This is a genomic window from Actinokineospora sp. UV203 (genome assembly GCF_056323665.1).
Genome location: NZ_CM150484.1, coordinates 3,553,359 through 3,571,911, shown reverse-complemented (window position 1 = coordinate 3,571,911; position 18,553 = coordinate 3,553,359). Strand labels below are relative to the sequence as shown.

General features: G+C 69.5%; 19 protein-coding genes. 10 read left to right on the top strand and 9 right to left on the bottom strand.

What is annotated here, in order from left to right; genetic code table 11:
- Positions 1-6 precede the first annotated feature (6 nt).
- A complete protein-coding gene (locus tag ACUZ2Y_RS16780) occupies positions 7-1,389 on the top strand; it encodes an APC family permease (protein ID WP_476319833.1) in 1,383 nt (460 codons plus the stop codon).
- Here ACUZ2Y_RS16780 and ACUZ2Y_RS16775 read toward each other — a convergent pair.
- Positions 1,378-2,214 carry an MBL fold metallo-hydrolase gene (locus ACUZ2Y_RS16775; RefSeq protein WP_476319831.1) on the bottom strand — a complete coding sequence of 279 codons (837 nt, stop codon included), beginning with the start codon at positions 2,212-2,214 and terminating at the stop codon, positions 1,378-1,380. The two genes, ACUZ2Y_RS16780 and ACUZ2Y_RS16775, sit on opposite strands and share 12 nt — an antisense overlap.
- Positions 2,215-2,216: 2 nt before the next feature.
- Positions 2,217-2,774 (bottom strand): TetR/AcrR family transcriptional regulator, encoded by a 558-nt coding sequence (locus ACUZ2Y_RS16770; protein WP_476319829.1) that lies wholly within the window; start codon positions 2,772-2,774, stop codon positions 2,217-2,219.
- A 55-nt stretch (positions 2,775-2,829) separates the two neighbouring features.
- On the opposite strand from ACUZ2Y_RS16770, the gene ACUZ2Y_RS16765 reads away from it, so the two are divergent.
- Positions 2,830-3,729, top strand: a complete 900-nt coding sequence (locus tag ACUZ2Y_RS16765) for an aldose 1-epimerase family protein (protein WP_476319827.1) — start codon at positions 2,830-2,832, stop codon at positions 3,727-3,729.
- Entirely contained in the window at positions 3,726-4,940 is a 1,215-nt protein-coding gene (locus ACUZ2Y_RS16760) for an amidohydrolase (RefSeq protein WP_476319825.1), read from the top strand. Before ACUZ2Y_RS16765 ends, ACUZ2Y_RS16760 begins: the two co-directional genes overlap by 4 nt.
- Positions 4,941-5,154: 214 nt before the next feature.
- Here ACUZ2Y_RS16760 and ACUZ2Y_RS16755 read toward each other — a convergent pair whose 3' ends face one another.
- Together ACUZ2Y_RS16755 and ACUZ2Y_RS16750 are read right to left on the bottom strand one after the other, a co-directional pair.
- Positions 5,155-5,775 (bottom strand): hypothetical protein, encoded by a 621-nt coding sequence (locus ACUZ2Y_RS16755; protein WP_476319823.1) that lies wholly within the window; start codon positions 5,773-5,775, stop codon positions 5,155-5,157.
- Positions 5,776-5,873: 98 nt separating this feature from the next.
- A complete protein-coding gene (locus ACUZ2Y_RS16750; protein ID WP_476319821.1) occupies positions 5,874-7,019 on the bottom strand; it encodes an acyl-CoA dehydrogenase family protein in 1,146 nt (381 codons plus the stop codon).
- Positions 7,020-7,102: 83 nt separating this feature from the next.
- Between ACUZ2Y_RS16750 and ACUZ2Y_RS16745 the strand changes: the two genes are divergently transcribed.
- Both ACUZ2Y_RS16745 and ACUZ2Y_RS16740 read left to right on the top strand, forming a co-directional pair.
- Positions 7,103-7,690, top strand: coding sequence for a TetR/AcrR family transcriptional regulator (locus tag ACUZ2Y_RS16745; RefSeq protein WP_476319818.1), 588 nt, complete (start codon positions 7,103-7,105; stop codon positions 7,688-7,690).
- Between the two features lie 178 nt (positions 7,691-7,868).
- Complete coding sequence (locus ACUZ2Y_RS16740; RefSeq protein ID WP_476319816.1) at positions 7,869-9,185, top strand: citrate synthase; 1,317 nt, start codon at positions 7,869-7,871, stop codon at positions 9,183-9,185.
- Here the strand turns inward: ACUZ2Y_RS16740 and ACUZ2Y_RS16735 are convergent.
- Positions 9,161-9,778: a hypothetical protein gene (locus tag ACUZ2Y_RS16735; RefSeq protein ID WP_476319813.1), complete on the bottom strand. Its 618-nt coding sequence runs from the start codon at positions 9,776-9,778 to the stop codon at positions 9,161-9,163. The genes ACUZ2Y_RS16740 and ACUZ2Y_RS16735 overlap by 25 nt on opposite strands.
- Positions 9,779-9,852: 74 nt before the next feature.
- Here ACUZ2Y_RS16735 and ACUZ2Y_RS16730 point away from each other — a divergent pair, with 74 nt between their 5' ends.
- Positions 9,853-11,139, top strand: a complete 1,287-nt coding sequence (locus ACUZ2Y_RS16730) for a cryptochrome/photolyase family protein (RefSeq protein ID WP_476319810.1) — start codon at positions 9,853-9,855, stop codon at positions 11,137-11,139.
- Here ACUZ2Y_RS16730 and ACUZ2Y_RS16725 read toward each other — a convergent pair.
- Both ACUZ2Y_RS16725 and ACUZ2Y_RS16720 read right to left on the bottom strand, forming a co-directional pair.
- Entirely contained in the window at positions 11,136-12,335 is a 1,200-nt protein-coding gene (locus ACUZ2Y_RS16725) for an ABC transporter permease (RefSeq protein WP_476319808.1), read from the bottom strand. The two genes, ACUZ2Y_RS16730 and ACUZ2Y_RS16725, sit on opposite strands and share 4 nt — an antisense overlap.
- Positions 12,332-13,240, bottom strand: coding sequence for an ABC transporter ATP-binding protein (locus ACUZ2Y_RS16720; RefSeq protein WP_476319805.1), 909 nt, complete (start codon positions 13,238-13,240; stop codon positions 12,332-12,334). Before ACUZ2Y_RS16720 ends, ACUZ2Y_RS16725 begins: the two co-directional genes overlap by 4 nt.
- Positions 13,241-13,419: 179 nt before the next feature.
- On the opposite strand from ACUZ2Y_RS16720, the gene ACUZ2Y_RS16715 reads away from it, so the two are divergent.
- From ACUZ2Y_RS16715 to ACUZ2Y_RS16700, 4 genes are all read left to right on the top strand, one after another.
- Positions 13,420-13,857, top strand: coding sequence for a YbaB/EbfC family nucleoid-associated protein (locus ACUZ2Y_RS16715; protein ID WP_476319803.1), 438 nt, complete (start codon positions 13,420-13,422; stop codon positions 13,855-13,857).
- Between the two features lie 15 nt (positions 13,858-13,872).
- Positions 13,873-14,178: a type VII secretion target gene (locus tag ACUZ2Y_RS16710; protein WP_476319801.1), complete on the top strand. Its 306-nt coding sequence runs from the start codon at positions 13,873-13,875 to the stop codon at positions 14,176-14,178.
- Positions 14,175-15,629, top strand: coding sequence for a WXG100 family type VII secretion target (locus tag ACUZ2Y_RS16705; RefSeq protein WP_476319799.1), 1,455 nt, complete (start codon positions 14,175-14,177; stop codon positions 15,627-15,629). Before ACUZ2Y_RS16710 ends, ACUZ2Y_RS16705 begins: the two co-directional genes overlap by 4 nt.
- A gap of 140 nt (positions 15,630-15,769) precedes the next feature.
- Positions 15,770-16,396, top strand: a complete 627-nt coding sequence (locus ACUZ2Y_RS16700) for a hypothetical protein (protein ID WP_476319797.1) — start codon at positions 15,770-15,772, stop codon at positions 16,394-16,396.
- Between the two features lies 1 nt (position 16,397).
- On the opposite strand, the gene ACUZ2Y_RS16695 is transcribed toward ACUZ2Y_RS16700, so the two are convergent.
- Together ACUZ2Y_RS16695 and ACUZ2Y_RS16690 are read right to left on the bottom strand one after the other, a co-directional pair.
- Positions 16,398-17,948 carry a glycerol-3-phosphate dehydrogenase/oxidase gene (locus ACUZ2Y_RS16695; protein WP_476319795.1) on the bottom strand — a complete coding sequence of 517 codons (1,551 nt, stop codon included), beginning with the start codon at positions 17,946-17,948 and terminating at the stop codon, positions 16,398-16,400.
- A complete protein-coding gene (locus tag ACUZ2Y_RS16690) occupies positions 17,945-18,553 on the bottom strand; it encodes a TetR/AcrR family transcriptional regulator (protein WP_476319793.1) in 609 nt (202 codons plus the stop codon). The genes ACUZ2Y_RS16695 and ACUZ2Y_RS16690 overlap by 4 nt, the downstream gene beginning before the upstream one ends.

Below are 18,553 nucleotides of genomic sequence, written 5' to 3'. Positions count from 1 at the left end.
TAGTGCATGGTTGACCAACCGAAATCGATCACCGTCGAGTCCGGGGACCAGGCCCAACCGGAACTCAAGCGGGTCATCGGACCCGGGCTGCTGCTGTTGTTCGTGGTCGGCGACATCATCGGCACGGGCGTGTACGCCCTCACCGGGACGGTCGCGGGCAAGGTCGGCGGCGCGCTGTGGCTGCCGTTCCTGATCGCGTTCCTCGTCGCCTTCCTGACCGCGTTCAGCTACTTGGAACTCGTCGGGAAGTATCCGCGGGCCGCCGGTGCGGCGCTCTACACGCACCGCGCGTTCAAGATCCAGTTCCTGACGTTCATGGTCGCGTTCGCGGTGATGTCGTCGGGCATCACCTCCGCCGCGTCGGCCGCGCAGGCGTTCGGCAACACCTACCTGCGCAAGCTGATGGGTGACTCGCTCACCATCCCGACCGTGTGGATCGCGGTCGGGTTCATCCTGCTGCTGGCCGCGGTCAACTTCCGCGGTGTCGCGGAATCGCTGTGGGCCAACGTGGTCCTGACGATGATCGAGCTGTCCGGGCTGCTGATCGTGATCGTGATCGGCTTCTACGCGATCACCCAGGGCCAAGGCGAGCCCGGTCGCCTGCTGGAGATCGACACCGCCAACCAGACCCCGTTCATCGCGGTCACCTCCGCCACGGCGCTGGCGTTCTTCGCGATGGTCGGCTTCGAGGACTCGGTCAACATGGCCGAGGAATGCCGCGAACCCGTCCGAATCTTCCCCAAGGCGATGCTGATCGGCATGGGCGTCGCGGCCACGATCTACGTCCTGGTCGCCCTCACGTCGTCGTTGCTGCTGCCCGCCAACGAGCTGTCGGCGGCGAAGAGCGACGCGCTCCTGCGGGTCGTCGCGGCCGGGGCGCCGGACTTCCCGCTGTGGGTGTTCGCGCTGATCGGCCTGCTGGCGGTCATCAACTCGGCGCTGATCAACATGCTGATGGCGAGCCGACTCGTCTACGGCATGGCCAACGAGCGGATCATCCCGCGCGCCTTCGGGACGGTGCACCCGTTCCGCCGCACGCCGTGGGTGTCGATCCTGTTCACCAGCCTGATCGCGGTGGCCCTGGTCGCGTCGGTCGACATCACCCTGCTCGGCGGGACGACGTCGCTGTTGCTGCTGGTGGTGTTCACCGTGGTCAACGTCGCCGTGCTGGTGCTGCGCAAGGACCCGGTGGAGCACAACCACTTCCGCGCGCCCACGATTCTCCCGGTGATCGGCGCTGTCACCTGCGCCTTCCTGGCGAGCCCGCTTTCGGGCAGGCCCGCCAGGGAGTACGTCATCGCCGCGATCCTGCTGGGGATCGGGGTCGTGCTGTGGGGCGTCAACCACCTGGTGTTCAGCTCGCGAGAGCCCGCCCGGTCAGACGACTGAGCCCGCCAGTCGGCGCAGCTCGACGGCGTCGTGCGCGGAGAACACGGTGACCTCGTCGCCGTGGTCGCGGACCAGGTCCCGCAGCCGGGCCTGGTTCGCGACCCGAGCCTTGCCGTCCACCTGCATGATCTTCTCGAACGCGCCCATCAGCGGCGGGCAGCTCGGCTTCGCCGGGTCGACCTGGCCGCGGTTGAAGTAGGCGTCGCCCGCGTGCAGCAGCCAGCCCGAGCCGGTGTCGACCGCGACGCCGACATGGCCGCGCGTGTGGCCTTCGAGCGGCACCAGCAGGAAGTCCTCTGGCAGGCCGACCAGGCCGCGCACCGCTCGCATGCCGAACCACTCGTCGCCGCCACCGGCCTGGTAGATCTCCCACTTCGGGCCGTGCGCCCACTGCGCGGCACGGAACCGCTGCCGTTCGCGCACAGTCGCCTGCGCGGTCGCGATCTTGTGCTCCGGCTCGTACACGTGCACGGTGGCGCTTTGGAAGTCACGCAAGCCGCCCGCGTGGTCGAGGTCCATGTGCGTCAGGATGATGTGCCGGACGTCGGATGCCTTGTGGCCCAACGCCTCCACCTGCCGGATCGCCGACGTCGACGGGTCGGCAACCGGGCGGACCAGGTGCACGAACTCGCGGGGGAGCGAACCCGGCAGCCGCGCCAGGTCGGTCTCGCCGAAGCCGGTGTCGACCAGGACCAAGCCCTGTTCGCTTTCCACGAGCAGCACATGGCAGACCATGTTCGCCGCGCGGAGGTAGCCCGGTTCGCCGTCGAGCAGCTTGCCGCCCGGCGGGCGCATCGAACCGCAGTTCAGGTGGTGTACGCGCACGTTCAGCGTCCTTTCAACAGTGTTCGCATGGTCTTGCCGACCGCGTGGAGGGGCGCGGTGTCACGGCGGGTGCGGGCCAACAGCTGCGCGCCCTCCAGGGCGGCGAGCAGCGTGGTGGCGACATCGTCGGCGTCGGGAATGTCTTGTGCCACAAGGAAATCGCGCACCACGCCCTGCCAGGAGGCGAACGCGGACACGCAGGCTTCGCGCACCATGTCGCCGCCGTCCGGCGCGACCGTCCCGATAGGACAGCCGAGGTCGAAATCGGAGGCGACCAGGTGCTCAGCGAGCCCCTGGATCACCGCGTCAAGGCCTGCCGTCGGGTCGGCGGCGGCGTTGAGGGTGGCGGAGACCCAGTCGCACAGCTCGCCCGCCGCGAGGGCGACCGCTTCCGCTGCGAGTTGTTCTTTGCCGCCGGGGAAGTGGAAGTACAGCGAGCCCTTGGGGAGGCCGCCTTCGGCGAGGACCTGGTTGAGGCCCGTGCCGTGGTAGCCCTGGGTGCGGAACAGGGTCGCCGCGGTCCGCAGCGTCCGTTCGCGGGTGTCGGTGCGCTTGCCCATGGTCGTACTATACAGACCGGTCTAGTAATGTCGAGCCCGCGTAGGCTCCTGATACATGGCCGATGAGTACGAGATCACGTATGCCGGAGCCCGGGCCGTCATCACCGCCACCGGCGCGACACTGCGCGTCTTCGAGGTCGACGGCGTGTCCTATCTGGAGACCTTCCCCGCCGACGAGCCCGCGCCGATGGGGTCCGGCGCCGTCCTGGTCCCGTGGCCCAACCGGACGGCGGGCGCGGTGTGGACCTACAACGGCGAGCCGCAGCACCTCGCGGTGAGTGAGCCCGCGCGCGGCAACGCCAGCCATGGCCTGGTGCGCAAGGAAACCTGGTCGGCCACGGTCGAGGAGGACTCGTCGGTCACGCTGGAGCTGACAATCGGCGACCGGCCCGGCTGGCCGTTCCGGTTCCGCACCACCGTCACCTACGCGCTCGACGTCGAGGGACTCGCCGTCACCCACACCGTGCACAACCTCGCCGACCAGCCGATGCCGTTCGGTGTCGGCACTCACCCGTACCCGCGCCCCGGGCGGGCCGACGCGGACGACTGCGTCCTCACCCTGGCCGCCACCACCCACCTGCCGCTCGACCCGGAACGCATGGTGCCCACGGGCCCGGCCGTCCCGGACGACTCGTTCGCCGACGGCAAGCCGTTGCGCGGCACCACCCTCGACGACGCCTTCGGCGGCTGCGTCCCCGGGCTCGACGGCCTGGTCCGCCACTCGCTGCGCGGCCCGGGCGGCGGCGTGGAGCTCTGGGCCGACCCGGTGTTCGGCTGGGTGCAGGTGTACACGCCGGAGTCGTTCCCCGGCAAGGAATCCGGGCGGGCCGTCGCCATCGAGCCGATGACCTGCCCGCCGGACGCGCTCAACTCGGGCATCGATCTGCTGCAGGTCCGCCCGCGCGAGACATGGTCGGCGTCGTGGGGCCTCCGACCTATACAGTCGATTTCGTGACTATCGCGGTAACGAACGGATATGTGGTCCCGGTCGATGGCGAGCCCATCCACGGCGGAACCGTCCTGATCGACAACGGCAAGATCGTGGCCGTCGGCGCGGATGTGGACGTCCCCGACGACGCGGAGATCATCGACGCCGGGGGCCGCTGGGTGCTGCCCGGCTTCGTCGAGGCGCACGCCCATGTCGGCGTCTACGAGGAGGGCGAGGGCTGGGCGGGGCAGGACACCAACGAGATGACCGACCCGGTCACCGCGAAGGTCCGCGCCATCGACGCCATCAACCCCGACGACGAGGGTTTCCGCGACGCGCTGTCCGGCGGGGTGACCACGCTCGTGGTGAAACCCGGTTCCGGCAACGTGATCGGTGGGCACACGGTCGCGGTGAAGGCCTGGGGCCGCACCGTCGAGGACATGCTGCTGCGGGACCCGGTGAGCATGAAGAGCGCGCTCGGCGAGAACCCGAAGCGCGTCTATGGCGACAAGAAAGTCATGCCGTCGACCCGGCTCGGCGTCGCCGCGATCATCCGCGAAGCACTGACGAAGGCGCAGGATTACAAGGCGCGCAAGGAACACGCGGCGGGCGAGGGCAAGCCGTTCGACCGCGACCTGACGAATGAGGCGCTCGTCGCGGTGCTCGACGGCGACCTGCCGTGGTGCCAGCACGCGCACCGGGCCGACGACATCGCCACCGCGATCCGGCTCGCCGACGAGTTCGGCTACCGGCTGGTGATCAACCACGGGACCGAGGCGCACCTGTTGGCCGACCTGCTCGCCGAGCGGGACATCCCGGTGGTGAGCGGACCGCTGATCGTCGGCCGGTCCAAGGTGGAGGTCCGCAGGCGCGACTTCCGCAACCCCGGCATCCTGGCCCGCGCGGGCGTGCGGATCGCGCTGACCACCGACGCGCCGGTCGTGCCCATCAACTTCCTGGTGCACCAGGCGACTTTCGCGGTGAAGGAAGGACTTGACCCGGTCGAGGCGATCCGCTCGATCACCGTGAACCCGGCGGAGATGCTCGACCTCGGCGACCGCGTGGGCGCGCTCAAGCCCGGCCTCGACGCCGACATCGTGATCTGGTCCGGCGACCCGCTCGACGTGATGAGCCGGGCGATGCGGGTCTTCATCGAGGGCCGCGATGTCTACCACTTCGACGAGACCACCGGCCTGGGCGTCACCAAGCCCGCCTTCTACACCGAACCCCGCCCCTAACCCGCGAGTCGCCCCTCCCGGCAAGTGAGTCGCCCCTTCCGGCAAGTGAGTCGCCCCTTCCGGCAAGTGAATTCAACATTCGAGCAGCGAACGGACTTTCGAGGTCGCCAATCGGTGCGGCGAACCGCTGCCTGAATGTTGCACTCACTTGCCGGAAGGGGCGACTCACTTGCCGGAAGGGGCGACTCACTTGCCGGGAGGGGCGACTCGCGGGTCAGGCGGAGGAGTTGACTACCTGGAGGACGGTGCGCTCCGGGTTCTGGCCGCAGCCGTAGAGCACGCTCGCGACGATGTACGGGTCGTGCTCGCGCAGCGGCTCGTTGCGCTGGCGGTAGACGTGTTCCAGCAGCGCGCGCTGCTTGTCCGGGTGCATGGCGAAGAAGTCGCGGCACGAGGTGTTGCCGTCCGGCTCGGGCTCCTCGGTCAGCTCGACGTACGCGGCGCGGCCGCCGATGATCAAGCCGGCGGCCGCGAGCACCGAGGCCGCGATGATCGCGATCCGCTTGCCGTTGAACCCGGACGGCTCGCCCGCGGGCTCCGAGCCCGCGGGCGGCGCGATGTTCGTCGCCCGCACCATTCCGGTGATCAGGTCGCGGAACTGCGGGTCGTCACGGAACTGGTGGTTGAGCACGCCGACGAGCGGTCTGCGCCGGGCGGGGGCGTTCGGTTCGGCGGCGAACAGGTCGAACGTGCCCGCCGTCCCGGTCCGCCGCAGCCTGCCGATCACCGCGTCGAACAGCGTGTCCGCCGCGCGGTGGTGCGGGGCGTCGATGGTCATCCTGGCTCTTTGCGCCAGGATCTCCACCACGTGCTCCGCCAGTGTCGGAAAGCTCATCGAACCCCCACGTCTAGGGACAGACTTCCGTATACCGGTGAGATCGTCCGATGCCGGGCGAGCGTAAGTCTGACGGCGGCGCGGATATTCGACCACAATTAGCTCACGCGCAGTTGCCGCGCGATCACCATTCGCTGTATTTGGTTCGTCCCCTCAAAAATCTGCGGGACCTTGGCCTCCCGCATGTAACGCTCGACCGGGAAATCACGCGTGTAGCCCGCTCCACCCAGGACCTGCACCGCGTCGGTTGTGACCTTCATCGCGGCGTCCGTCGCCACCAGCTTCGCGATCGAGGCCTGCCGCAGGAACGGCAACCCGCGGTCGCGCCTGCGGGCGGCTTCCAAATAGGTCGCCCGGGCCGACTCGACGGCGGCGGCCATGTCGGCGAGAAGGAACTCGACGCCCTGGAAGTCGATGATCGCCTTGCCGAACTGGACCCGCTGCTTGGCGTAGGCGACGGCCTCGTCGAGCGCGGCCTGGGCCAGGCCCACCGCGCAGGCGGCGATGCCGAGGCGGCCGGAGTTGAGGGCGACGAGGGCGATCTTGAAGCCCTGGCCCTCGGCGCCGAGGAGCCGGTCGGCGTCGACCCGGGCGCCGTCGAAGATCATCTGGGCGGTGGTGGAGCCGGTGAGACCCATCTTGCGTTCCGGCGCGGCGGCGGACAGACCCGGTGTGTCGGCGTCGACGAGCAGGCAGCTGATGCCCTTCCCACCGTCATCGGAGGTGCGGACCATGGTCGTGTAGAAGTCTGCGTGGCCCGCGTGGGTGATCCACGCCTTGGTGCCGTTGACCACGTACTGATCGCCGTCGCGGACCGCTTTCGTGGACAGCGCCGCCGCGTCGGAGCCCGCGTGGGTCTCCGACAGGGCGTACGCGCCGAGCAGGTCGCCGCCGAGCATGTCCGGCAGGAACCGTTCGCGCTGCTCATCGCTGCCGTACTCGGCCAACGCGAAGCAGGACATGGTGTGCACCGAGAGGCCGACGCCGACCGACATCCAGGCCGAGGCGATCTCTTCGAGGACCTGCAGGTAGACCTCGTAGGACAGCGCCGCGCCGCCCCACTTCTCCGCGTACGGGAGGCCAAGGAGGCCGCTGCGGCCGAGCAGCTTGAACTGCTCGCGCGGGAAGCGTTCCTCTTCCTCGTACTGGCTCGCCAGCGGCGCGAGTTCGTCGCGCGCGATCTCGCGGGTCAGCTTCAGGAGGTCTTCCGCCTCGGTGTTGGGCAGCAGACGCTCGGCGGGCATGCGGGACCTCCGGTACTAAGACCTGTACTGACGGACATCCCAGAGTACTGTTCCGGTCCCGGGACTGTCGATACGCTGCACGTATGACCAGGCGCTCGCCCACCGCCCGGCAGGCCGCCCTGCTGGAGGAACTGCTGACCCTGTTCCTGCGTGAGGGCTTCGCCGAGTCGACCCTGGACGACTTCGCCGCGCGCCTGCACTGCTCGAAGTCGACGCTGTACGCGCTCGCGCCGAGCAAGGAGCAACTCGCCGGCAAGGTCGTCGGCCACTTCTTCCGCGGCGCCACCGAGCGCATCGAGAAGGACGTCGCGGAGGCCCAGGACGCCCGCGACCGGGTGGTTCGCTACCTGGTCGGTGCGGGGGCGGAGATGAGCCGCGCGACCGCGAAGTTCGTCGCCGACGTCGCCGCGTTCCCCTCCACCCGGCGGGTCTACGAGCGCAACGCCCAAGCCGCCGCCGCCCGCATCCGCGCGTTCATCCAGGAGGGCGTCGCCGAGGGGCTCTTCCGCGACGTCCACGCCCGGCTCGTCGGCGAGATGGTCGGGTGGCTGATCGAAGGGATCCAGACCGGTGTCCTCGGGGCCCGGGCCGAGGTATCCGATGCCGAGGCGTTCGCCGCGCTGGCGGATCTGGTGCTCGGTGGCCTGGACTCAGGACGATCGAGTCTGTGATACGTGTCCCAACGGACGCCGAGGGGCCGGTTCACGGGTGTCCGAAGGGCGCGTGGACCACTAGCGTGGGGGGCTCAGGACCCCAACGGGGCGGTGCTGTGGCGCGGCGGTTCGCCGCTGCTCGCGCACCCGACGGCCACGTACCGGCGCCCCGCTACCGAGTGTGAGAGGTACGTCCATGCCCGACGGGACCGCAGCGCCCACCGGCACCGAGCAGTCCGCCGCCTTCCGCTACCCGGGTGGCGAGCACGAGATGGCGGTTGTTCCCGCCACTGACGGCACCTCAGGTGTCGACCTGGGCAAGTTGCTGGCCAAGACCGGTCTGGTGACCCTTGACCCCGGCTTCGTGAACACCGCGGCGTGCTCGTCGGCGATCACCTACATCGACGGCGACGCGGGCATCCTGCGCTACCGCGGGTACCCGATCGAGCAGCTGGCCGAGAAGTCGTCGTTCCTTGAGGTCAGCTACCTGCTGATCTACGGCGAGCTGCCCACGGCGGCCGAGCTCGACGACTTCACCCACAAGATCAGCAGGCACACCCTGCTGCACGAGGACCTGAAGCGGTTCTTCGACGGCTTCCCGCGCGACGCGCACCCCATGCCGGTGCTGTCGTCGGCGGTGTCGGCGCTGTCGACGTTCTACCAGGACAGCCTAAACCCGTTCGACCCGAACCAGGTCGAGATCTCCACCATCCGGCTGCTGGCCAAGCTGCCGACGATCGCGGCGTACGCCTACAAGAAGTCGGTCGGCCAGCCGTTCCTCTACCCGGACAACTCCCTTGGCCTGGTGGAGAACTTCCTGCGGATGACCTTCGGCTTCCCGGCCGAGAACTACGACGTCGACCCCGACCTTGTACGCGCGCTCGACCTGCTGTTCATCCTGCACGCCGACCACGAGCAGAACTGCTCCACCTCCACGGTGCGGCTGGTCGGCTCGTCGGAGGCGAACCTCTTCGCGAGCATCTCCGCTGGAATAAACGCACTCTTCGGACCCCTGCACGGCGGCGCGAACAGCGCGGTGCTGGAGATGCTCGAAGGCATCCGCGACAGCGGCGGCGACGTCCAGGCGTTCGTCAACAAGGTCAAGAACAAAGAAGACGGCGTCAAACTCATGGGCTTCGGCCACCGGGTCTACAAGAACTACGACCCGCGTGCCGCGATCATCAAGAAGACCGCCGACGACATCCTCAACAAGCTCGGCGGCGACGACTCGCTGCTCGACATCGCGAAGCAGCTTGAGGAGCACGCGCTGTCGGACGACTACTTCGTCTCCCGCAAGCTCTACCCGAACGTGGACTTCTACACGGGTCTGATCTACCGGGCGATGGGCTTCCCGACGAAGTTCTTCACGGTGCTGTTCGCCCTGGGTCGGCTCCCGGGCTGGATCGCCCACTGGCGCGAGATGATGAACGACCCGGCCACCAAGATCGGCCGCCCGCGTCAGGTCTACATCGGACAGACGGAGCGCGACTACCGGCCGGTCGCCGAGCGCTGACTTCTTCGCTTCGCCAGGGCCGCCTCGATCGTCGGGGCGGCCCTTTTGTTGGGCGACAAGGGAATGTTGGCCTCCGCGGCCTTGCGGTAGTCGTCGCCGAGAGCCGCGACTCGGGTGTAGAGGTAGCGGACGCGCGGGATCAGTGTCGGGTCGATCTCGGTGCAGACCCACAGCAGATCAATGCAGTGGAATTGATCCGTCCGGCTGCCGGTTTCCAGGTATTCGGCATACAGGGGAAACCCGCGGACGGCCTCGGCCCGGATGTCGGCATAGAGCCCGGGAAGCTTGGCGGCCGAGCCGACCGCGCCGCCGCCGATCTGGAAGAGCAGTTCCAGGATCACGGTCCGGCCCGCGGGTGTCGCCGAGATCAGCCCGCTCACCAGACAGGCGCAGGCCTGCGCCGCGCCGGGCTGGGCGTTGCCCTGGATCACGACGGTGTTGTCGATCCGGTACAGCAGGCGGTTGGCCGCGGCCCGGTCCGGTGCGTTGACCAGCGCGCGGATGGCACCGGGGACCCCGGCGTAGTCGGACCTCATCGTCTCAGGCAACCGGGCAGGCGCGGCCCAGTCATGGCGTTCGATTTCCCAGTCCACGGTCATTCCTCCCCCGTGTCGATCGGGCAAGAGTACGCAGGCGAGTGGTGACGACTGTGTGTAGCGTTCGCCGTATGGCCGCCCCGTCCATTGTCTGGTTCCGCCGCGACCTGCGTACCGGTGATCATCCCGCGCTGCTCGCGGCGGCGGAACGCTCGCCCTCGGCCGTGGGGCTGTTCGTGCTCGACGACGTTCTCCTCGCGCCCGCTGGGAAGCCTCGGGTCGACTTCCTCCACGGCTGTCTGCGCGACCTGAACGACCAGCTCGGTGGTCGGCTGATGGCCGTGCGCGGAAAGCCGGCCGAGGTGGTGCCTCGGGTCGTGGCGGAGTTCGGTGCCGGGTCGGTGCACGTGTCCGCGGACATGGGGCCGTACGGCCGGGAACGCGACGCGGCGGTGGAGGCGGCGCTGGAGGTGGACTTCGTCCGGACCGGGTCGCCGTACGCGGTGGCGCCGGGGCGGGTGCGCAAGGCCGACGGTGAGCCGTACAAGGTGTTCACGCCGTTCAAGCGGGCCTGGCTCGACCACGGCTGGCGGGCACCCGAGGACACCAATTCGTCCACAGTGGACTGGGTCGACGCCGGGACTGGATTGCCCGACGGTGAATCGCACGGTGAGCGGGATGCTTTGCTCGCGTGGGAAGATTTCCGCGACCGCCTCGATGACTACGCGCGTGATCGGGACCGGCCGGACCGGGACGGCACGAGCCGGATGTCGGCGTACTTGCGTTGGGGCTGCGTGCATCCCCGCACCCTGTTGGCCGACCTCGGCGAGGCCCACGACGTCTACCGGTCCGAACTCGCCTGGCGCGAGTTCTACGCCGACGTGTTGTGGCACCGACCGGAAACGGCCCGCACCAACTACGACAAGAAGTTCGACCGCATCACCCACGACACCGACACCGACCTGTTCGGCGCGTGGTGCCAAGGCAAGACCGGGTTCCCCATCGTCGACGCCGGGATGCGCCAGCTGCTCGCCGAGGGGTGGATGCACAACCGGGTGCGGATGATCGTCGCCAGCTTCCTGGTGAAAGACCTGCACCTGCCGTGGTGGTGGGGCGCCCGGCATTTCATGCGCCACCTGATCGACGGCGACCTCGCGTCCAACCAGCACGGCTGGCAGTGGACGGCGGGCTCGGGAACCGATGCGGCGCCGTACTTCCGGGTGTTCAACCCGACTTCCCAGGGCGAGAAGTTCGACCCGAACGGCGACTACGTGCGCCGCTACGTCCCCGAACTCCGGGATATACCGGGGAAAGCGGTACACAAGCCGTCCAGTGTCCATGGCTACCCGGAGCCGATCGTCGATCACGCGCAGGAGCGGCAGGTCGCGCTCGACCGGTACGCGGCGATCAAAACCTAGGGTCGCAACGCGTCCCGCAGTTTGAGGCGGGAGCCGGTGCGCAGCGCGGCACCCGCGTAGACGCGGCCGCCGAGCCACGCGAGTCCGGCGACCGAGACGAGCGTCAACGCCATCGACAGGGCGATCTGCCAGCCCGCCACCGCGTCCAGCGCGATCCGGCCGGGCATGAGGATCGGGGCGAACGGCGGCAGCAGCGACAACACCGTCGTCGCCGTTCCGCTGGGCGCCCGCGACAGCAGGCCGAAGCCGAGGACGAAGGCCAACACCAGCACCATGGTCACCGGCAGCAGCACCGCCTGCGTCTCCTCCTGGCGGGACACCAGCGAGCCCGCTGAGGCGAAAACCGTGGCGTAGAACAGATATCCGAGCAGATACCAGACCAGGCCCCAGACCAGCGTGCCAGTGGCGGCGCCGGTGATGGTCAGGACGTCGGTCGCGGTGGCGAGGACCAAGCCGACCGTGCCGATCACCGCGAACTGGGTCAGTCCCACCAGGCCGAGGCCGAGCACCTTGCCCAGCAGCAGCTGCCACGGCCGGACCGTGGCGAGCAGGATCTCCACGACCCGGCTCGACTTCTCCTCCACGACCCCTTGCGCCACCATCGTTCCGTACAGCAGCAGGGCCATGTAGAGCATCGCCACGATGACCAGGGCGACCGCGAGCCGCTGGTCGTGGTTCGGGTCCGTGGGGCCGAGCGCCCGCACGTCGACCGTCGCGTCGGCCACCGTCGCCAGCACCTGGTCGGGGTCGAGGTCTTCCACGGCGGCGAGCTGGGCGCGCAGGACTTGCTCCTGCACCAACGTGTTCAGCGCTTTGCGCAGGTCTTCGTCGAGGTTCTCCCGGACCAGCACCCGCAGCGCCGACGGTGCGCCGCTGACCAGCACGTCCAGCTCGCCGTCGGCGACCATCGCCTCGCCCGTCGCGAGGTCGTCGACCGTGCTGGTGCGCACGGTGAAGCGCGCGGCCTCCGCTTCCGCGGCGAGCCTGCCCGCGATCGACGTCGCCTGCCCGGACAGGCCCACCCGGCTGGTGGACTCGCCCGCGAACAGGGTGCTCTGCATCAGCACGAAGCCGATCAGCACGGCCAGCGAGACCACGGTGCCGATCAGGAAGGACTTGGTGCGCAGCCTCGTGTTGAGTTCTCGGCGGGCGACCAGCCACACGGTGCGCGAAGCGGACAGGTCCCGGCCGGTCACGAGTCAGCTCCAACCACGTCGCGGAACAGTTCGGTCAGGGACGGGCGGTGTCTGCTGAACTCGTGCACCGGCCCGGTGGCGAGCGCGGCGGCGAGGACCGGCTGGTCGTCGGCGCCGTCGGCCAGCCGCAGTCTCGTCCGGCCGTCCTCACAGTCGACGACGGACACGCCCTCGACGCCGTCGGCCCACCCGGGCGCGGCCGCGGGGGCGTGCACCACGAGGGTGGTCCCGCTCCCGGCCCGAAGCTCGTCGACGGTTCCGCAGGCCACCATCCGGCCGTCGCGGATGATCCCGATCCGGTCGCACAGGCGCTCCACCAGATCGAGCTGGTGGCTGGAGAACACCACGGGGACACCGGTGTCGGCCCGCTCGCGCAGGATCGTGGCCAGCACGTCGACTGCGATCGGGTCGAGCCCGGAGAACGGCTCGTCGAGCACCAGCACGTCCGGCTCGTGGACCAGCGCCGCGGCCAGCTGCACGCGCTGCTGGTTGCCCAGGCTCAGCTTCTGCACCTCGTCGTCGCGGTGCTCGCGCAGGCCGAGGCGGGCGATCCAGGTCTCGGCGTTGCGGTGGGCCTCGTTGACGCCGAAACCATGCAGCTCCGCCAGATAGACGAGCTGGTCGAGAACCTTCATCCGCGGGTAGAGGCCGCGCTCCTCGGGCAGGTAGCCGAACCGCCTGCGCGCCGAGTGGTCCAGCGCGACGCCGTTCCAGCGGATCTCGCCCGCGTCGGCGGCGGTCACCCCGAGCATGATCCGCATGGTGGTGGTCTTGCCCGCGCCGTTGCCGCCGACGAAGCCGAACAGCTCACCGCCGGGGACCTCGAAGGTGAGGCGGTCGCAGGCCAGGACGTCGCCGTAGCGCTTGGAGACCCGGTCGATCTCCAGCACCGCCGCAACAGGCACGCCGACCCCTTCCCGCCTTCACCGTCTTGGCCAGTATTCCGTGTCCCGGTGACGAGCGGTGGTCCGGCCGGGTGCGCCTGCAAACGAGTTGACCAATTCCTCCCCGGAGGGGAACCGATCGGAGGATCCTCCGTCCAAGATTTGCGAATGATCCTGGTTGGACCATTGGAGGGGCGAGGATGAACCCTGAGCAGTGGCTCGCGCAGTACGACGAGAAACTGAAGCAGGCCGCGGCCGGTGCGGCGAAAGCCGACAAGGCGCTGCGGGAAGTCGGCGGGTCGGCGACGTCGCAGGACGGTGAGATCACCGTCCGGGTGAACGCCAGCGGCGCGACCACCGGCTTGGTGCTGCGCCCGGGGGTGCGCGACATCGAGCCCGAACACCTCGCGCGGCAGATCCTGGAGCTCACCCGGCAGGCGCAGCGCGTCGCCGGGGAGCAGGTCGTCGTGGCCATGCAGGAGTTCATCGGCGACGGGGCCGCGCTCGATGTGGTGAAGGCGCACCTGCCCGAGGGCCACACGAGCGACGGCGCCGAGGAGCCGATGAACCTGGAACTCAAGCGCGACACCAGGGCCGACGACGAGTACTTCGAAAACCCACCCGAAGTCGTCAACTAGGAAACGGCGGATCACATGGGCAACGGTTTCTCCGTCAACGTGGCCGAGGTTCGGGTGCACTCCCGTACCGTCGCGGCCTGCGCGTCGCAGGTGCGGTCGGCCACCGGCTCCGCACAGGCGGTGACGGACGGCGCGTACGGCGTCATCGGACAGTTCTTCGCCTCGGCGATCCTCAGCGCGTGCGGGGACGTCGTGCAGGGCATCGCGAAGGTCGCGACCGCCGTCGACGACGTGCGTGAGGGCCTGCAGGCCGTGGCGGACCAGTACTCCAGCATCGACGCCGACATCGCGGCGACCCTCGGCGGGAAGGCGGGCGCATGACCACCACCACGAGTTCGGCGCCCACCGCCGAACAGGGCGCAGCCAACCTGACCAACGACGTCCGCAGCGCCAAGGACGCCATCGAGCGCGGCGACTGGCTCGACGCGGGCATGGCGATCAGCAACGTGGCGATGGACGTCATCAGCATCGCGGGCGACCCGCTGGGCGCGGCGGCGGGCGCCGGGTTCGGCTGGATCATCGAGCACATCTCGTTCCTGCGTGAGCCGTTCGACGCCCTGCTCGGCGACGTCAACTCGATCACGGGCAGCGCGCAGGGCTGGATGAAGGCAGGCCAGGAGATCAGCGGGGTCGCCGAGCGCTACCGGGAGGCCGCGCGCACCGAGACGTGCAACTGGCAAGGCCCGGCAAGCGATTCCTACCGTGGCGCCAGCGCCACCCAGGCCCAAGGGCTCGACGCACTGGCCCAGGTCAGCCAGGGCATCGGCCAGGCCATCCAGGGTGCGGGCCAGCTGCTCGCCGAGGTGCGCAAGACGGTTCTGGACTTCATCAACAAGTGTGTACAGAAGGTCATCCAGATCATCATCCAGGCGCTGGCCGAGGCGTGGGCGAGCTTCGGCGCCAGCATCGCCAAAGGCATCGTGCAGTCGGTGGCCCAGGCGGTGCAGACCGCGCAGAAGATCATCGGCAAGATCCAGAAGTTCATCTCGTCGCTGCAGAAGATCATGCAGACGGTGCAGAAGATCGTGAACCTGGCCAAGGCGGTCAAGCAGCTGCTGGAGACCATCGGCGGCCGGGCCAACCGCACCCAGGGCGCCAACACCACCCAGCCCGCGGCCATCGACACCACCGGCATCGACGCGGCGGCGAACCGTCAGTACAGCCAGGCGACCGCGCCCGCCGGGAACTACAGCCAGACCACGCATCGGGACTACAACTACGACCAGTACCGGCCGGGCACGTCGACGACCCAGCCGAACTACACGCACACCGCGCAGCCGGTGCCCAGCCGCTACCAGCCGCCGATCGGTGTCGGCACGAGCGGACCGAGCTACCCGACCACCGGTGCTCCCGGCCAGGTCACGCCCGCGCCGAGCTTCGGCCCCAGTGGCCCGCCACCGGATCAGGGTGCCCCGGCGTCGCGGGTCGACCGCGCCCGCTGGATCGGCGACGCCGTGGAGATCCTGATCAACCACGGGGTCGAGCCGTCGAAGATCGACGCGGAGCAGATCGCCCGCATCGTCGACCGCGCCTCGGGTGGCAACCCGCACGCGATGGACATGCAGGACCCCAACGCGGCCAACGGATTCCCGCCCAAGGGGTTGACGCAGATCACCGACCCGGTGTTCCAGCAGCACCAGGTGCCCGGCCACCCGAACATCTGGGCGCCGGTGGACAACATGCTCGCCGGAGTCATGTATTTCCTGGCGCAGTGGGGGTCGCTGGTCGAGGCGCTCGACTCGTTCGGGCCGCCCACGATGTCACGGTCGTAGTCGGTCAGGCGGTCCCGCCTCGGGAGCGGGACCGCCTGCTTTGTCACGGTTCGGACTCGGTGGCAACCAGGGTCCGGGCGGTGGCGTGTTCCTGGTGTCGACGGCCCACAAGGTGGCCGCCAGAGCTCCAGGAGCACACCATGTCTTTGTACCGCAAGGGAATCACGCTTATCGCCGCTGTCACTCTCGGCGGTTTCGCGCTCGTGGGCTGCACGTCCGCTTCGGTCGGCGCGGGTTCTTCGGGTGCGACGACCACGTCGGCCACCTCCGCCACGACCGCCGTGACCACGACCGTCGCGAGTCCGGTTCCCAGCACTTCGTCCGCTCCGCCCGGCACGGTCACCAAGGCCCCGGCCACGCCGACGCTCGGACCGGACGGGTTCGGCGCCCTCAAGCTCGGGATGTCGCGGGCCAAGGCCCTCGCCACCGGCCTGATCACCGACGCCCCCGCGGTGCAGGCCGGCTGCGCCAGGCACGCGTACAAGGCGCATGAGATCGCGAGGAACGGCCATCTGGTCATGATCTCGTCGACCAGGGGCGTGTCGGCGATCTTCGCCGCGGAGGGCATGACCACGCCGGAGGGGATTCGTCTCGGTTCGGCCAGGGAGCAGGTCTACAAGGCATATCCCGCGATCGAGCGGGCCCCCAACGAATTCCGGGTCAAGGTTCCGGGCAATGCCGAGGCCTACTACATGATGGGGTTCGACGAGTCCGGCGCACTTCGCGACCTCGGCCTGGTGTTCAACCACCAGGAGTGCTTCGGCTGAGTCAGGCTTGCTGGGTGAGTCCGTTCAGCGCGCGGGCGACGAGGTCGGTCACCGCGGGCATGGCGACCTCCAGATCGGCTGGGACCAAACCGATGCGGGAGCGGCGGTGCAGGACATCCGCGGCGTCCAGCGCGCCTTCCTGGCGGACCGCCCACACGACTTCCGCGGCGGTCAACGGGATTCCCGGTGCGACCGGCTCGGCGAGGGTCGGGTCGAGTTCGCCCATGGCATGGATAGTGGCGGCCTCGGTGCCGTAGCGGAACCGCAGCCGGGTCGGGGCGTCCACAGTGGACAACTCGGCCCGGGGGGCGGCGCCGACCAAGGGGAGTGACTTCGTCATCGAGGGGCCCGCGGGGAGGTCCAGGGCGTCGACGGCGTCGGCGGCCATCTTGCGGTAGGTGGTGAGTTTGCCACCGACGACGGTGACCACGCCGTTGGGTGCCCGGACGACGGCGTGGTGGCGGGAGAGGTCGGCGCTTCGCTTGCTGGTGCCGGGGATGTCGATCAGGGGGCGAAGACCGGCGAAGCGGCCGAGGATGTCGTCGCGGGTCAACGGGTGTTCCAGGACGCTGGAGGCCACGTCGAGCAGGAAGTCCACATCGGACTCCGGGACGGTGGGCACGTCGGGGATCTCGCCGTCGACCGGCTCGTCGGTCAGGCCGAGGTAGACGCGGCCGTCGGCCTGGGGCAGGACCAGGGCGTAGCGACCGAAGTGGCCGGGGACCGGCACGGTCAGCGCTGTGTGCGAGATGCCCATGCGCGCGCCGTCGAGGACCAAGTGGGAACCGCGGGACGGGCGTAGGCGCACCGAGTCGACCAGAGTGCCTGCCCAGACGCCCGCGGCGTTGATCACGCTGCGGGCCTGGATGTCGATCGGGTGGCCGGTGAGTTCGTCGACGACCTCGGCGCCGCTTCCGGTCAGCGTCAGCACGCGGGCTCGGGTGATGATTCGGGCGCCGAAGCCCGCCGCTGTGCGGGCGAGGGCCACGACCAGGCGGGCGTCGTCGACGAGTTGGCCGTCGAAGGACAGCAGGCCGCCGCGCAGGCCGGTGCGGCGCAGGCCCGGGGCCAGGGCCAGCGCTTCCGGCCCGGACACCTTGTGCGGGCGGGGAAGCAGGCTCGACGGGGTGCGCGCGACCCGGCGCAGGACGTCGCCCGCGCTCAGGCCGGCGAAGATGAGTCCGGCGTCGCGAGTGGACACTTCGGGCAGCAGGGGGACCAGCTGTGGCAACCCCCGGGTGAGGTGCGGGGCGGTGCGGGTCATGAGGATGCCGCGTTCGACGGCGCTCTCGTGGGCCAGGCCGACATCGCCTTTCGCCAGGTAGCGCAGGCCGCCGTGGACGAGCTTGCTCGACCAGCGCGACGTGCCGAAGGCGAGGTCCTGCGCCTCGACGAGGGCGACCGACAAGCCCCGGGAGGCGGCGTCGAGCGCCACGCCCGCCCCGGTGACCCCGCCGCCGACGACGAGCACGTCGACGACCTCGCCCGCGGCGAGCGCGTCCAGGTCGTTGGCTCGCCGCTGGGCGTTGAGGGCGGTGTTGCGCTGGGTCATGGCTGCTCCGGTCGCAGACTTGTGTCGAGTATGTGGGTGAGTTCGCCGAACAGCAGGTCGGAGTCGACGTCGGCGGTCGCGGGGGCGTGCGACAGGGCGAACGACTGCAGCAGCAGCAGGGTCGCGCGGGCCTGGGCGGCCGCGTCGGCGCGGCGGACCGAACCGTCCTCGTGGCCCGCGACGAGTTGCGCCTGCAGGAAGTACTCGGCGAGCCGCTGGGTCGAGCCGAGGCGCTCGACGACGTAGGGCAGCACGAGCGCGCCGTCGCGGTCGAGGATCGTGCGCATCAGCGGGTCGGCGACGAGCGCGCGGATGCTTGCCACCGCGCCGCCGACCAGTCGTTCCCGGGCGGTCGGCAGGCCGCTGACATCTTGCTGCGCCTCGTCGAGGATGAGGGCGAACTCCCTGGTCATCAAGGCCGTGATGAGGGTTCGGACGTCGGGGAACCGGCGGTAGAGCGTCATCCGGCTGACCTCGGCCCGGCGCGCGACATCGGTCAGGGTGGTGCGCCCGACGCCTTGGTCGAGGACACAGGCGCGGGCGGCGTCGAGGAGGATGTCGTCATCCACCCGTGCGGGAGAAGTTGTGTGACGTTTCGCCGTCAT

Bases quoted from the DNA above. Each gene is read 5' to 3' on its own strand.
- ACUZ2Y_RS16745 (WP_476319818.1), top strand. From the start codon at position 7,103: ATGACCAGGCGCTCGCCCACCGCCCGGCAGGCCGCCCTGCTGGAGGAA.
- ACUZ2Y_RS16705 (WP_476319799.1), top strand. From the start codon at position 14,175: ATGACCACCACCACGAGTTCGGCGCCCACCGCCGAACAGGGCGCAGCC.
- ACUZ2Y_RS16700 (WP_476319797.1), top strand. From the start codon at position 15,770: ATGTCTTTGTACCGCAAGGGAATCACGCTTATCGCCGCTGTCACTCTC.
- ACUZ2Y_RS16770 (WP_476319829.1), bottom strand. From the start codon at position 2,774: ATGGGCAAGCGCACCGACACCCGCGAACGGACGCTGCGGACCGCGGCG.
- ACUZ2Y_RS16715 (WP_476319803.1), top strand. From the start codon at position 13,420: ATGAACCCTGAGCAGTGGCTCGCGCAGTACGACGAGAAACTGAAGCAG.
- ACUZ2Y_RS16755 (WP_476319823.1), bottom strand. From the start codon at position 5,775: ATGAGCTTTCCGACACTGGCGGAGCACGTGGTGGAGATCCTGGCGCAA.
- ACUZ2Y_RS16690 (WP_476319793.1), bottom strand. From the start codon at position 18,553: ATGACGGCGAAACGTCACACAACTTCTCCCGCACGGGTGGATGACGAC.
- ACUZ2Y_RS16780 (WP_476319833.1), top strand. From the start codon at position 7: ATGGTTGACCAACCGAAATCGATCACCGTCGAGTCCGGGGACCAGGCC.
- ACUZ2Y_RS16695 (WP_476319795.1), bottom strand. From the start codon at position 17,948: ATGACCCAGCGCAACACCGCCCTCAACGCCCAGCGGCGAGCCAACGAC.
- ACUZ2Y_RS16765 (WP_476319827.1), top strand. From the start codon at position 2,830: ATGGCCGATGAGTACGAGATCACGTATGCCGGAGCCCGGGCCGTCATC.
- ACUZ2Y_RS16750 (WP_476319821.1), bottom strand. From the start codon at position 7,019: ATGCCCGCCGAGCGTCTGCTGCCCAACACCGAGGCGGAAGACCTCCTG.
- ACUZ2Y_RS16710 (WP_476319801.1), top strand. From the start codon at position 13,873: ATGGGCAACGGTTTCTCCGTCAACGTGGCCGAGGTTCGGGTGCACTCC.
- ACUZ2Y_RS16740 (WP_476319816.1), top strand. From the start codon at position 7,869: ATGCCCGACGGGACCGCAGCGCCCACCGGCACCGAGCAGTCCGCCGCC.
- ACUZ2Y_RS16730 (WP_476319810.1), top strand. From the start codon at position 9,853: ATGGCCGCCCCGTCCATTGTCTGGTTCCGCCGCGACCTGCGTACCGGT.